Genomic DNA, 14,958 nt, shown 5'->3' on the forward strand with positions numbered 1-14,958 from the left:
CCACTTTGCTGTCATATCATACAAAAGTTCAGTATAATAACATCAGGTATGCTTATTTCCCGATAAGTAATAGAAAGGGGCTTCTGCAATGAATGAAGAACAGCGCTTGCAAGCTGGACTCGTAACAAATGACAAATCGAAACAAGACATTATAAAAAAAGACTATAGCAAATATTTCGAGTCTGTGTATAGCGGACCTTCCCTTAAAGACGCAAAAAAACGCGGGAAAGAAGAAGTGGAATATCACGATAACTTTCAAATAGATCAGCGCTTTAAAGGAATGGGACAAGGTCGTAAATTCTTTATTCGAACATTTGGTTGTCAAATGAACGAACATGATACGGAAGTGATAGCTGGTATTCTTATGGCATTAGGATATGATGCTACTGAAAATGTAAAAGAAGCTGATGTCATACTGCTTAATACATGTGCAATTCGTGAAAATGCGGAAAACAAAGTGTTTGGAGAATTAGGGCATTATAAACCACTCAAACTGACAAACCCAGATCTACTAATCGGAGTATGTGGCTGCATGTCACAAGAAGAATCTGTTGTTAATAAAATCTTAAAAACGTATGATCAAGTGGATTTGATTTTCGGAACACATAACATCCATCGCTTGCCGAATATCTTACATGAAGCGTATATGTCTAAAGAGATGGTCATTGAAGTGTGGTCCAAAGAAGGCGACGTGATCGAGGATTTGCCAAAAGTCCGTCACGGTAAGATTAAAGCGTGGGTGAATATCATGTATGGATGCGATAAGTTCTGTACGTACTGTATCGTGCCATATACGCGCGGTAAAGAGCGTAGTAGACGCCCAGCAGATATCATTCAAGAAGTTCGCCAATTAGCTGCACAAGGGTATAAAGAAGTTACCTTACTAGGGCAAAATGTAAATGCATACGGAAAAGATTTCGATGATATTACGTACCGTCTAGGTGATCTGATGGATGAGTTACGATTAATTGATATCCCGAGAATTCGCTTTACTACAAGTCATCCTCGCGACTTTGACGACCATTTGATTGAAGTCCTAGCAAAGGGTGGGAACTTGGTAGATCATATTCATTTGCCCGTACAATCAGGCTCATCTGAAATGCTGAAGATTATGGCCCGTAAATACACGCGGGAAAGTTATTTAGAACTGGTGGATAAAATTAGAACCGCAATACCTAATCTATCACTCACAACGGATATTATCGTAGGCTTCCCAAATGAAACAGAAGAACAATTTCAGGAAACGATGTCTCTGTATCGTGAAGTTGGTTTTGATATGGCGTTTACATACATTTATTCACCACGCGAAGGTACGCCAGCGGCTAAGATGCAAGATACTATACCAATGGAAGTGAAGAAGGAACGCCTGCAACGTCTTAACAAGCTAGTGAACGATATGTCTGCTGAAGCAATGAAGCCTTACGAAGGACAAATTGTTAAAGTGCTAGTTGAAGGGGAGAGTAAAAGAAATCCCGATGTACTGGCGGGCTATACAGAAAAAAGTAAACTAGTGAATTTTGTAGCGCCGCGTTCTGTAATTGGTGAAATTGTAGAAGTTCGTATTAAAGAAGCAAAATCTTGGTCACTCAATGGTGAATTCATTGGAGTAGTCCAACAAGAAAAGGTGATGGGATAATGGAGAAGAAGTTTACGAAAGAAGAAATTATAGAAAAAGCACGCGATTTGGCACATATGTTGGCAAACACGGAAGAAGTAGAGTTTTATAAACGTGCAGAAGCACAAATCAATGAAAACCAAAAAGTACGTGAGAAAATTGCTAGTATGAAATCTCTTCAAACTCAAGCAGTGAATTTCCAAAACTACGAAAAAGAACGAGCATTAAAAGCGATCGAAAAGAAAATCGAACAAGTTCAAGGTGAAATTGATGCGATTCCATTAGTACAAGAATTTAAACAGTCACAAGACGAAGTGAATAACTTGCTTCAATTGGTTTCAAATACGATTGCAAACAGCGTGACAGATGAGATTATCAAGTCTACTGGCGGCGATCTATTACGTGGAGAAACAGGATCATACGTAGAGAATACTCAAAAAAAATCACTTTCTTAAATAAAAAATCGGTTAAGGATAAAATTCCTTGCCGATTTTTTTCAATTTCTGGGCAGCTGTTGCATAGGATGGATAGAAGCCAAAGAAGGAGGAAGAAAACTGAAAAACTTACGACAAATTGTAACGAAAGCTGTTATTGCCAAAGGGAAGCATCGATCGGAAACAACTGAGCTGCTAAAGCCACCTAATCGTCCTTCCAGCATATTGGGTTGCTGGGTGATCAATCACACGCAACAAGCAAAGAAAGTCGGCTCGCATGTGGAAGTAACAGGTAGTTTCGACGTGAATGTTTGGTACTCACATCATGATCATTCTAAAACGTCCGTCTTTACTGAATCGATTCCTTATAAGGATAAAATCGCATTGCATTACCGCGATGAGCCGACATCTGCTAAAGAAGAAACGATTGTCACGGTATTACAGCATCCGAACTGTACAGAGGCAAGTATTTCTGAATGCGGTCAAAACTTCTCAATTTCCATAGAAAGAGAATTATTGGTTGAGATGATTGGTGAAACAAAAGTCTCTGTAACCATCCATCCTCATCCATATGATGAAGATTGGCCGATACTAGAATCAGAATCTTCATCTATTGTGATGGAGGAAAAGAAGAATAATGAAGTGCCGAATAAAGAGAGACCACACCAACCGCCACAACGTAAAGATTCACCATTCTAAAAGCCGGGAATTCACCGGCTTTTTTTATTTGTTTTTTTACTTTGAGTAGAAGAATATGATGCAGGTCAAGTGAATTTTGTAACAATAAATGTAGTCTATAGATAGGAGGAGATCTTATGGTAAAGATAAAATGGCTTACACTTCTATCTGTAATGACACTACTGACAGGATGCGCGAAAGGAAGTGAAATTCATACTCTTACCGCTCCCTCACCCGAACAGAAATTAATGGCGAACGAGCGAGGTCTGACATTCTTAATGGTAGAACATCAATACGTGGAAGGAACGCCGTTGTTCCACACGTTATTAAAGAATGACAGTCAAACCGTTTATGAGTATGGTGAATACTATCAAATAGAAGTACGGAAAAATGACAAATGGTACACTCTGACACATTCTGATTCCGTATTCTATGAAAATCCGAAATTTACTAATTTGGGTAATTTGCTTGCGCCAGGAAAAGAAACTCAACATTCCTTTTCTGTAGAAACCATTGGAGTGACACTCATCCCCGGTCAGTATCGCTTAGTGAAAATCTTTTTAAAACCTGTCGCTCCGTATTATACAGTAACACTTGCTGTGCCATTTACAGTGACTTCTAAACACGAATCAGAATGAATGTGGAAGACAGATATAGATAATTATAAACTATCTCAGCTAAGCAAAAGTTAGGATTGTTTTCAAAAAAGAAATACTTAGTTGATTACCTATGTCTATTCTCCTTTTAAAATTACTTCAACCCCTTTTGATTCGTTAACTCCTAGGGTGTTTGGTATAATGTATAGAAAATGAGCGAGAAAAAGAGGGTTTACCATGTCTGAACATACACCAATGATGAAACAATATTTAAAAATTAAAGAGCAACATACAGACGCATTTTTATTCTTTCGTTTAGGGGACTTCTATGAAATGTTTTTTGAAGATGCCGTCAACGCATCTGCACTATTAGAAATCACCTTAACGAGTAGGGATTCTGGTGCAAGGGAACGGATACCCATGTGCGGCATACCCTATCACTCCGCAACTGGATATATTGAAACATTAATCCATAAAGGTCATAAAGTAGCGATATGTGAACAGATGGAAGATCCGCGTAACGTAAAGGGAATTGTGAAACGTGAAGTCGTGAAAGTGATTACACCTGGGACATTAACAGAAGGTAAAACAATTGATGTCGAAGCCAATCATTTTATCGGTGCAATCGATAGCTTGGGAAATCAATGTTATGCATTAGCATACCTCGATGTTGGCACTGGAGAAGGAAAAGTAGAGTTGATTAAAGGAAGCGAGCGCACGTTACTAGCAGAAATAGAAGCACTTAGCATGAAGGAAATTGTTGTGGATCAACAACTTCATGTGATGTTGGCGGAACTATTTGAAAGTCGCGAAATCATGCTCTCAATAGAAGATACGGAGCGTTCAGGATCCATTGCTCACGATACATATGAGCATCTGCCAGATGAGTTACAGGAAGCTTGCCGTAAATTGCAATCATATCTACTCCGTATGCAAAAGATGGTTTTTGGTCATATTCGACCTTTCACTTATATTGAGAAAGATGCGAAGTTATCGATTGATGCGAACTCGATGCGGAATTTAGAACTCGTGCAAACTATTCGTTCGGGTAAAAAAGAAGGCACGTTGTTCTGGGTGCTTGATGAAACCGTTACAGCGATGGGTGCGAGGAAATTACGGATGTGGATTCACCAGCCTTTGGCCCAGCGCCAAGCGATTGAAGAACGTCTAGAAACGGTTAACAACTTGCTGGATGAGTATTTTTTGCGTGAAGAATTACTGGAAGAATTGCAGGATGTATATGATGTAGAACGGCTTGCGGGGAGAATTTCCATGGGCAATGCAAGTGCACGTGATCTTGCACAGTTACGAAACTCACTGTCGCATATACCGAAACTAAAACAATTGCTTGAAGAATCAAAGCGACCGATGTTACAGCGATTTGCTGAGCGAATGGATCCTTGCGGGGAAACATTCCAATTGTTGACGGATGCTATTGCAGTAAACCCACCGATATCTAGTAAAGAAGGTGGACTCATTCTAGACGGTTATCATGAAAAGCTGGACGAACTTCGTAATGCATCTCGTAACGGAAAGACATGGCTAGCGCAGCTCGAGCAAAAAGAGCGGCAGCTAACAGGAATTAAAACGTTGAAGATCGGTTATAATCGGATTTTTGGATATTATATTGAAATAACCAAGTCCAATATTCATTTAGCTGACTTATCACGCTATGAGCGTAAGCAGACACTCGCGAATGCGGAGCGATATATAACAACGGAACTAAAAGAAAAAGAAGAACTGATTCTAAATGCGGAAGCAGATAGCCAGACATTGGAACTTGACTTGTTTCAGTCGATTCGTGACCAAGTGAAGGGCGATGTGCAAAGAATTCAAGAACTGGCCTCCGTTATTAGTGAACTAGATGTTTTGCTGTCATTTGCTAAAGTATCCGAAAAGAATCAATATGTCCGACCAGAATTTCATACAGGAAAGGCTGTCGACATTCAAAATGGCCGACATCCAGTCGTTGAGAAAATGATGAGCCATTCATTATATACTCCGAATTCTTGTACGCTAGCTGAAGAGGAAAATATGTTACTTATTACAGGTCCGAATATGTCCGGTAAAAGTACGTATATGCGCCAAGTCGCTTTGACCGTAGTGATGGCTCAAATCGGTTGTTTCGTCCCTTGTGAAAAGGCTATACTGCCTATTACAGATCAAATCTTTACACGGATTGGGGCCGCAGATGATGTAGCGTCTGGACAGAGTACATTCATGATGGAAATGATGGAGTCTCAATATGCATTGGCCCATGCGTCGTCCCATAGCTTATTGTTGTTTGACGAAATTGGGCGCGGGACATCCACGTATGACGGAATGGCACTTGCACAAGCGATGATGGAGTATATTCACGAAGAAATCGGTGCTAACACATTGTTTTCTACGCATTATCATGAACTGACACAACTAGAAGACGTTTTGGATCGGTTGTTGAATGTCCATGTCGCGGCGAAAGAGCAAAATGGTAAAGTCGTGTTTTTGCACAAAGTATTACCAGGTGCAGCTGATCGAAGCTACGGGATTCATGTAGCTGAACTTGCGGGTCTTCCTGCAGACGTGGTTGGACGTGCAAAAACCTTATTACAACGACTTGAGGAAGACAGCACAACACAAGGTCTGTCTTCGGTTTCGGAGCAGTTGGCTTTGTTTGAGACAGATAGTGAACCGACACTTTCAGCGGAAACTCAAAAATTACTGGATGAAATTGAAGCAGTCGATTTAATGAATATGACACCTATGCAAACTATGCAAAAAATAATGGAATGGAAAGAACGCTTGACAACAGAGAAGAAGGGGTGAAGCGGATGAATCAAATTCACATCATGGAAGACACCCTGGCCAATAAAATTGCGGCGGGGGAAGTGGTAGAACGTCCAGCTTCTATCGTCAAGGAGTTAGTGGAGAATGCGATTGATGCGCAAAGTACCAAGATAGAAGTATCTCTTATTGAGGCAGGTTTAACTTCGATTCGTGTGACCGATAATGGCAAAGGGATGTCTGAAGCAGACGCGATCCGCTGTTTTGAAAGGCATGCTACCAGTAAAATAACTAATGAGCATGATCTATTTCGAATCCGTACACTTGGCTTTCGTGGAGAAGCATTGGCAAGTATCGCTGCAGTATCAAAAGTATCGTTATGGACCTCGGATGGTGTTGAAGGAGCGGTAGTGGAAATTGAGGGCGGTAAAGTACTGAAATATGAACCCGGAGCATTACGAAAAGGTACAGACTTTCACATACAACATGTATTCTTCAATACACCGGCCCGTTTAAAATATATGAAAACAATTCAGACAGAACTAGGACATACGATAGATTTAGTAAATCGATTAGCACTAAGTCATCCAAATATATCCTTTACGTTAACTCACGATCATCATGAAATTCTTAGAACATCGGGTTCAGGAGACATATTACGGGTATTATCAGATATATATGGTGTGGCGGTTGCACGTAAAATGATACCGTTTCAAAAAGAAGATGCTGATTTCAAGGTGAAGGGCTTTATTACACTTCCTGAGATGACACGCGCATCAAAAAATTATATTTCACTTCTAATGAATGGCCGTTGGATTAAAAGCTATGCAGGGACTCAGGCAGCTATTGATGCGATGCATACGTACTTGCCGATTGGAAGGTTTCCGATTGCAGTCATTGACATTACAGCAGATCCCATTTTAACAGATGTCAACGTCCATCCTGCGAAGCGCCATATCCGTATCAGTAAAGAAGGCGAATTATTTTCTTTGATAAAGGAAGCCATCAAAGAGGCTATTCAAGGGGTCACTATTATTCCCGACGCTGTAAAAAAAGAAAAGCCTATAACAAGAGACTCAGAGCAGCAGACAATTTGGACGCCACCTTATCGCCGGCCGGAAGTAACGATTCCATTACATGAACATGAAACTCAGCCAACCAGTACGCCTGTTGAAGAACCTATTATAGAACAACCTTCACCTGTCTTCCCTGAAGCGATTTTTGAGTCACAAGAAGACTCAGTGCCCGAAGAGCCTGTCGTTGCGCAGAAACAGCAGGAGAGGAATCATTTTCCTTCCATTGTACCTGTAGGACAAGTTCATGGGACATATATAGTGGCACAAAATGAAGATGGATTTTATTTGATTGATCAGCATGCTGCGCAAGAGCGAATCAAATATGAATATTTTAAAGTGAAGCTCGGTCAGGTGGATGCGAGTGAACGTCAGCAATTGCTTTTACCACTTGTTTTTCACTACTCGGCTGATGAGCAAGTGAAGATCGAAGAGTGTAAGAGTGCACTAGAAGAAGTCGGGGTGTTTTTGGAAGCGTTCGGGCCAGCGACATATACAGTGAAAGAGTATCCCGCATGGTTTCCTGAAGGACAAGCTACTTCGATTATAGAAGAAATGATTGAGCAAGTACTCGAGAAACGCAAAGTAGATATCGAGAAATTGCGTGAAGAAAGTGCAATTATGATGAGTTGTAAAAAATCTATTAAAGCAAATTATTACTTAAGACAAGAAGACATGGAACGTTTGCTCACTGATCTAGGGGCTTGTCATAATCCTTATACATGTCCACATGGTCGTCCGGTATTGATTCATTTTACAACGTATGAATTAGAGAAAATGTTTAAAAGAGTGATGTAACACAGCCTATCAGAGAGGAGCAATTATATGTTTTCTACATTAGAAAGATCAAGCAGAATTCAGGACTTGAAGACCTTTTCATTCGATGTTTTAGTTATCGGTGGAGGAATTACAGGTGCGGGTATCGCATTAGATGCGGCTGCTAGAGGATTTTCGGTTGCCCTAATTGATATGCAAGATTTTGCGGCGGGTACATCTAGCCGTTCAACAAAGCTGATACATGGTGGTTTGCGTTATTTAAAACAACTAGAAGTGAAAATAGTAGCAGAAACGGGAAGGGAACGGGAAATCGTCTTCCGTAATTCTCGCAATATCACGAAGTCCAGACCGATGCTATTGCCGATCTATCAGAGAGGAACGTATGGAAAGTACTCTACTTCTGCTGGACTTCTTATTTACGATTTACTAGCAGGTGTAAAGCCCACTGAACGACGTGAAATGCTAACGAAAAAAGAAACGTCCGTACTTGAACCATTATTGAAAAAGGAACGGTTAAAAGGTGGCGGGCATTATGTGGAATATCAGACTGATGATGCGCGTTTGACGATTGAGGTACTAAAGAAAGCGGCAGAAAAAGGAGCACTTTGCCTAAATTATATGAAGTGCGAACAATTCAACTTTGAGAAGAATCGTGTCGTGGGAGCGGTCTTAAGTGATCAACTAACCGGTGAACGATTCTCCGTAGCGGCTTCTATAGTGGTCAACGCAGCAGGTCCATGGGTTGACGAGTTGCAGAGGAAAATCAACAGCAAGCAAACCAAACAATTGCATATTACAAAAGGCGTCCATATCGTAGTAGATCAAACGATCTTTCCGTTACAGCAAGCAGTATATTTTGATAACTCAGATGGCCGGATGTTATTCGCCATTCCACGGGATTATAAAACGTATATTGGTACGACGGATACATTTTATACGGATAATAAACAGCATCCGATAGCGACAGAAGATGACATACACTACATCATCGACGCGGTTCGCGAAACCTTCCCAAGTATTCATCTGCAACGTCAACATGTGGAGTCTACATGGGCTGGAATCCGTCCATTGATTGCACAAGAAGGCAAGGATGCTTCTGAAATCTCACGAAGAGATGAACTGTGGGAAACAGTTCCTGGATTGCTGACGATTGCAGGAGGAAAGTTAACCGGCTACCGGCAGATGGCGGAAGTCGTAGTGGATCGAATTGATGAACAGCTAGGAAAGCCATCTATCAAGCAATGTGAAACGAAGAATATCGCCGTTTCAGGAAGCGAATTCATAGACGATGAAGCTTTGAAGCAGTTTATTGATCTGCAAGCTAAAAGAGCACCATTGTTCGGCTTAACATCACAGCAAGGAGCGCGTCTTGCTTCATTTTATGGAAGAAATAGTGACCAAGTGTTTCACTTCGCCCATGCGATTTCAGCGAAAAAAAATAATTTGCCAGTAAGTTTACGTGCTGAGATTTTATATAGTATTCATTGCGAGATGGTGACATCGCCAAGTGATTTCTTTATCCGTAGAAAAGGAGATTTATATTTCCAAATCGATGTGGTGGAATCATTAGCGACACAAGTAACAAACTACATGGCAAAGTTATTGCATTATACGGACAGCGAGAAAATCAAATATGAAAATGATTTGAAAAATGCGATTGCGGAAGCGAAAGGGAGTGCAAGTTCATGACAAATCAGTGGATAGAAATGCGTGACGGCACTAAAGTGTATAGTGTTAGATATACGCCTAAAACAAAACCGATTGGCCGTGTGCATATCATTCACGGATTGGCTGAACATTGCCTCCGCTATGAACGATTTGCACAGTACTTGCTATCACAAGGATATGTCGTGACGTTGCATGACCAGAGGGGGCACGGGAAGACAGCTGTAGAAAATGGCAATGTATACGGCTATCTCGGTGACTCTGCTTCATTTGACCAATTGGTAGACGATGTGTTTGAAGTGAATCAATTCTATCAACTGCAATACCCAGCGCTTCCGGTCGTACTAATTGGACACAGTATGGGTTCGTTCGTTGCAAGACGTTATATACAGCTATACGGTTCAACGGTTAGTAAAGTGGTTTTATTGGGTACTGGGAGCAATTCCGAACTCATGGCACATGCTGCGATTGCACTAGCTATGTACAGAGAAAATACGTTACCTAAAGAGCAACCAGATGAGTTTTTGAATGGTTTGGTCTTTGGCAATTACTCAAAACAATTTCCTGGGGAAGGGGAATTTGCATGGTTATCACGCAATGTGGAAAGTGTAATGGAATATCAAGCAGATGAAGCATGTGGATTCGTGCCTACTGCCCAAATGTTTCGTGTATTGCTAGAAGGATTGAATTCGTTGGAAGCGCCCGAATTTTTATCGAACATTCCAAATGAATTGCCGATATTATTACTCTCAGGTACAGATGATTTAGTAGGAGACCGTGCGAAAGGTGTTTGGAAAGTAGCCAAACAATTTGATAAAGCGAATCAACAGCAAGTAACTGTTGTGCTCTATGAAGGCGGAAGACATGAAATGCTTCAGGAAACCAACTATAAACATGTGTATACGACTATCGTAGAATGGATGAAACGACATGAACCTACCCGTTGATGTACTAGCAGTAGTAGGACCGACTGCTTCAGGAAAGACAGCACTTAGCATAGCACTTGCAAATTCGTTTAATGGGGAAATCATTAATGGAGATGCCATGCAAGTTTACAAAGAATTAGATATTGGTACAGCAAAAATACATCGTTCTGAAATGCAAGGAATCCCGCACCATTTCTTTGATGTGAAAGAACCAACAGAATCGTTTTCCGTAGCGGAATATCAACAAGCAGTCAGACAATGGATAGCGGATATTCAATCTCGCGGAAAACTACCTATTATTGTCGGTGGTAGTGGAATGTATGTTCAGTCCGTTTTGTTTGATTATCGATTTACAGAACAAGCGGCTGATCCTGCAGTGCGAGCGCGTTTAGAACGGGAACTTGAATTAGAAGGCGCAGATGTATTACATGCACGACTTACAGAATTGGATCCGAAAAGTTCGGGGAAAATACATCCAAATAATCATAGACGTCTAGTACGTGCGCTAGAAATCCTTGAAGTGACGGGTCAAACAAAACAAGATCATGAACAGCAGCAAGGAAGTCAACCCATGTATCATTCCTTAATTATTGGATTAGATCTTCCGCGAGAATTACTGTATAAACGAATCGATTTGCGTGTGGAACAAATGGTTCAGGCGGGATTGTTCAATGAAGTGCAGCAACTCTGGAATAAAGGAATTCGTCAAACTCAATCCGTACAAGCGATAGGTTATAAAGAACTCATCTCTTATTTCGACGGCCTATTGACAAAAGAGCAGGCAATTGAGGCGGTCATGAAAAACACACGTAATTACGCAAAGAGGCAACTAACATACTTCCGTAATAAGTTGCCTGTCCAGTGGGTAGATGCTAATCAGTCAGAGGAAGAAATTTTTCAAACAACCTGTAAGATAATAAAGGATTTTAAGAAGTGAGTATGGAATAACTACATTACAGTGACAAGGAGGCAATTGAATGGCACAAGGAAATATGCAAGATACGTTTTTAAATACTTTGCGAAAGAATAACACATTTGTTACGATTTTTTTATTAAATGGTTTTCAGTTAAAAGGTCTAATCAAGTCGTATGATAATTATACGGTTCTACTGGAAACGGAAGGTAAGCAACAACTTATTTATAAGCATGCGATTTCCACATATTCTCCTGCAAAACCAGTAATTTTAAAAGATGAACTATAAACAGGCGCTTGCCTGTTTTTTTTGTTGTCTTTCGTTTGGTATATAGACTCCATCTGCTAAAATAGGATATGACAAAATGAAATGAGGTACTACACATGCAAATTACTCCCATTAATGAAGAATTACTAACTAGATCACGAGAAGCGGAAGAACTAATCGCTCCGTATGTGAAGACGGTAGAAGAAATTGCGTTTTTTAACCAAAGAAAAGTCTTACAAGCATTCAAACAAAATCATGTAAGCGACTTTCATTTAACGGGCTCAACAGGTTATGGCTATGATGACAGTGGTCGTGATGTATTGGAACAAGTATATTCAGATGTATTCGGCGCGGAAGACTGTCTCGTTAGAAATCAAATCATCTCCGGAACACATGCAATAACAATTAGCTTGTTTGGAATATTGCGCCCGGGTGATGAACTTCTGTATATCACAGGTAAACCATACGATACGTTAGAATCTATCGTTTCCGGAAATGGCAAAGATACAGGTTCACTAGAAGATTTTCAAATTTCTTATCAGCATATTGATTTGAAAGAAGATGGCTCTGTTGATTTTGAAAAAGCAAAAGAAATGATTTTATCGAAGACGAAAATCGTGGCGATTCAACGTTCTAAAGGCTATTCAAGCAATCCATCATTCAGAATCCATGAAATTGAAGCGATTATTAAGGAAATCCGCAACATGAAAGAGGACGTTGTAATCTTTGTAGATAATTGCTATGGAGAATTCGTGGAAATGAAAGAGCCTGTTGAAGTTGGGGCAGATCTTATGGCGGGCTCACTCATTAAAAATCCAGGTGGTGGACTTGCCAGAACAGGTGGTTATATAGCCGGTAAGAAAGACTTGGTTGAGAAGTGTGCATATCGAATGACATCTCCCGGTCTTGGGGCTGAAGCAGGAGCCTCTCTTGATACGTTACTGGAGATGTATCAAGGTTTCTTCTTGGCACCGCACGTAGTCAGTCAGGCCGTTAAAGGTGCACTATTCACATCTGCATTTTTAGGCAGCTTTGGTATGGACACGACTCCGCATTACAGTGAGCTTCGAACAGATTTAATTCAATCCGTGAATTTCAAGAACGCTGAACAAATGATTGCATTCTGCCAATTGATTCAGCAAAATTCACCAATCAATGCCCAATATGCACCGGAGCCGTCCTATATGCCTGGTTATGCCGATGACGTCATCATGGCCGCGGGAACATTCATTCAAGGCTCTAGTATTGAATTGACAGCTGACGGTCCGATTAGACCACCCTATACGGCATATATCCAAGGCGGATTGACTTACGAGCATATAAAATCCGCAGTACTAGATTCTATGGAACAATTACTTGAAAAGAAATTGGTATAAAGAAAAAAGTGTATCGAGAACCTATTGAGGTTTCTCGATACACTTTTTTGATCTTTAATGAATCATACGGAATACACCGATCACTTTTCCTAATATAGAAACTTGATCTACAATGATTGGCTCCATAGAGGAGTTTTCTGGTTGGAGTCGGAAATAGTCTTTCTCTTTAAAGAAACGTTTGACTGTTGCCTCATCTTCTTCTGTCATAGCCACGACAATTTCACCATTACTTGCAGAGTGCGTTTGTCTGACAATCACGCGGTCTCCGTTTAAGATGCCGGCTTCGATCATGCTATCCCCAACAATCTCCAACATGAAGACTTCATCCTCAGATGAACCGAATGTATCCGGCAGAGGAAAGTACTCTTCAATATTTTCAATCGTTGTAATTGGATTACCTGCTGTAACTTTACCGATCAACGGTACATGCATAACACCGCTTTTTAACTCGTCCAATCCCTCAGGATCCAATATTTCAATGGCGCGAGGTTTGGTCGGGTCCCTCCGTATGAAACCTTTACTTTCGAGTCGTGATAAGTGACCGTGGACCGTGGAACTTGATGCAAGACCGACAGCTTCTCCAATTTCACGAACGGAAGGGGGATACCCTTTTAAACGTACTTCTTCTTTTATAAACGCAAGTATTTCTTCTTGTCTTTTTGATATTTTCTTCAACAGATTCACCTCTTCTACTAGTTTGCGAGCAATGGAATACTGAACCACTATTTTGAATATAGTATAACATGTGTTCGATTACTAATCAAACAAAGGTTCTAATTTTACTTGACATAGAATCGTATGTTCTCTTATAATTAGGAACAGGTATTCCGAACATGCATTCTAAAAGCGTAAATTGGAGGAGGAGTTATAATGGAGATTATTAAAGAATTTATTAAAAATAATTATTATTTTGCTGTATTATTAGTAGTTTGTGTATCATTTGCTTGGGTTCAATTCGATAAAATGGCTGAGGAAGATCACTATATGGAAATCGTTATTAATGAAGGAGATACACTGTGGCAACTGGCTTCCAATTACTCGGAAGATATACCAACCACCCACTGGATCGAACAGGTACGTTCTTTAAATGAATTACCTACAGATGAAATCGTTTCAGGTGAATTACTGCGTGTGCCTGTTAAAATTAACAAACAAACAGATATTCGAGTAGCTGAAATAGGAGTGGGATCTAAATGATACAAAAGAAATGCGTAATATACTGCCGAGTGAGTACGGAAAAAGAAACACAAGAACAATCTATTGTAAGGCAGCAAGAAGAACTTGAAAAATTAGCTGCTGAATTGTCATATAATTGCATTGGCATCTATACAGATCGTCAGAGTGGATATGACATGGATCGTGAAGGTCTTCTGTCCATGTTAGATCGAATTCAAAACGGTTCAGTGGACGCAGTATTCATTCAAGACGAAACACGATTAGGGCGGGGCAATGCAAGAGTCGCGATATTGCATGTAATTGCCAAAAGTGAAACGATCGTGATTACCAATCATTCAAACGGTACGATAGAACTGAATGAAATGGACTCGATGTTGTTGGAAATTCTGGCAATCGTAGAAGAATACCAACGTAAACTACATAATGCAAAAATACGTAGAGGGATGAAGCGTGCTGTTGACAGGGGCTATGATCCATCGAAGAATTTGCGAAATATTGACCAAGGAGTGGGACGTGAAAGACTTGAGCTTCCGATAGAAGAAATTGTCTCACTACGTAACAAAGGTCTTACATATGAAGAAATTGCAAACGTGTTAAATGGATTAGGTCATGCTGTCAGCAAGGCCACGGTTCATAGAAGATATAAAGAGTTTATGGCACAAGAACACTAATAGGTTGCACTTTTCCTCCAGGTTGTT

The 14,958-nt window shown here is 40.4% G+C and carries 14 protein-coding genes; 13 read left to right on the plus strand and 1 reads right to left on the minus strand.

Annotated elements, in window-relative coordinates; all coding sequences use genetic code 11:
* Window positions 1–88: 88 nt before the first annotated feature.
* From miaB to CSV63_RS01435, 11 genes are all read left to right on the plus strand, one after another.
* Window positions 89–1,636, plus strand: coding sequence for a tRNA (N6-isopentenyl adenosine(37)-C2)-methylthiotransferase MiaB (gene miaB / locus CSV63_RS01385; protein ID WP_099694209.1), 1,548 nt, complete (start codon window positions 89–91; stop codon window positions 1,634–1,636).
* Window positions 1,636–2,070 carry a YlbF/YmcA family competence regulator gene (locus CSV63_RS01390; RefSeq protein WP_199203576.1) on the plus strand — a complete coding sequence of 145 codons (435 nt, stop codon included), beginning with the start codon at window positions 1,636–1,638 and terminating at the stop codon, window positions 2,068–2,070. The genes miaB and CSV63_RS01390 overlap by 1 nt, the downstream gene beginning before the upstream one ends.
* A 117-nt stretch (window positions 2,071–2,187) precedes the next feature.
* Complete coding sequence (gene cotE / locus CSV63_RS01395; protein WP_255397300.1) at window positions 2,188–2,748, plus strand: outer spore coat protein CotE; 561 nt, start codon at window positions 2,188–2,190, stop codon at window positions 2,746–2,748.
* A 116-nt stretch (window positions 2,749–2,864) separates the two neighbouring features.
* Window positions 2,865–3,365 (plus strand): immunoglobulin-like domain-containing protein, encoded by a 501-nt coding sequence (locus tag CSV63_RS01400; protein WP_099694211.1) that lies wholly within the window; start codon window positions 2,865–2,867, stop codon window positions 3,363–3,365.
* 195 nt (window positions 3,366–3,560) lie between these two features.
* Complete coding sequence (mutS, locus tag CSV63_RS01405; RefSeq protein ID WP_099694212.1) at window positions 3,561–6,128, plus strand: DNA mismatch repair protein MutS; 2,568 nt, start codon at window positions 3,561–3,563, stop codon at window positions 6,126–6,128.
* 5 nt (window positions 6,129–6,133) lie between these two features.
* A complete protein-coding gene (mutL, locus tag CSV63_RS01410; RefSeq protein ID WP_099694213.1) occupies window positions 6,134–7,957 on the plus strand; it encodes a DNA mismatch repair endonuclease MutL in 1,824 nt (607 codons plus the stop codon).
* A 27-nt stretch (window positions 7,958–7,984) separates the two neighbouring features.
* Window positions 7,985–9,625: a glycerol-3-phosphate dehydrogenase/oxidase gene (locus CSV63_RS01415; protein WP_099694214.1), complete on the plus strand. Its 1,641-nt coding sequence runs from the start codon at window positions 7,985–7,987 to the stop codon at window positions 9,623–9,625.
* Window positions 9,622–10,548, plus strand: coding sequence for an alpha/beta hydrolase (locus CSV63_RS01420; protein ID WP_099694215.1), 927 nt, complete (start codon window positions 9,622–9,624; stop codon window positions 10,546–10,548). Before CSV63_RS01415 ends, CSV63_RS01420 begins: the two co-directional genes overlap by 4 nt.
* On the plus strand, window positions 10,532–11,464 hold the full coding sequence (gene miaA, locus CSV63_RS01425) for a tRNA (adenosine(37)-N6)-dimethylallyltransferase MiaA (RefSeq protein ID WP_099694216.1): 933 nt from the start codon (window positions 10,532–10,534) through the stop codon (window positions 11,462–11,464). The genes CSV63_RS01420 and miaA overlap by 17 nt, the downstream gene beginning before the upstream one ends.
* Window positions 11,465–11,504: 40 nt before the next feature.
* Complete coding sequence (hfq, locus tag CSV63_RS01430) at window positions 11,505–11,729, plus strand: RNA chaperone Hfq (RefSeq protein WP_099630989.1); 225 nt, start codon at window positions 11,505–11,507, stop codon at window positions 11,727–11,729.
* A gap of 95 nt (window positions 11,730–11,824) precedes the next feature.
* Window positions 11,825–13,084 (plus strand): methionine gamma-lyase family protein, encoded by a 1,260-nt coding sequence (locus tag CSV63_RS01435; protein ID WP_099694217.1) that lies wholly within the window; start codon window positions 11,825–11,827, stop codon window positions 13,082–13,084.
* 54 nt (window positions 13,085–13,138) lie between these two features.
* Here CSV63_RS01435 and lexA read toward each other — a convergent pair whose 3' ends face one another.
* Entirely contained in the window at window positions 13,139–13,759 is a 621-nt protein-coding gene (gene lexA / locus CSV63_RS01440) for a transcriptional repressor LexA (RefSeq protein ID WP_099630991.1), read from the minus strand.
* 195 nt (window positions 13,760–13,954) lie between these two features.
* On the opposite strand from lexA, the gene yneA reads away from it, so the two are divergent.
* The gene (gene yneA / locus CSV63_RS01445; RefSeq protein WP_099694218.1) at window positions 13,955–14,281 is read left to right on the plus strand and encodes a cell division suppressor protein YneA; all 327 of its coding nucleotides are present in this window, start codon (window positions 13,955–13,957) and stop codon (window positions 14,279–14,281) included.
* Entirely contained in the window at window positions 14,278–14,931 is a 654-nt protein-coding gene (locus CSV63_RS01450) for a YneB family resolvase-like protein (protein ID WP_099694219.1), read from the plus strand. The genes yneA and CSV63_RS01450 overlap by 4 nt, the downstream gene beginning before the upstream one ends.
* Window positions 14,932–14,958: the final 27 nt, after the last annotated feature.

Source organism: Sporosarcina sp. P34 (genome assembly GCF_002743375.1).
In the GTDB taxonomy this organism is placed as follows: Bacteria; Bacillota; Bacilli; order Bacillales_A; family Planococcaceae; genus Sporosarcina.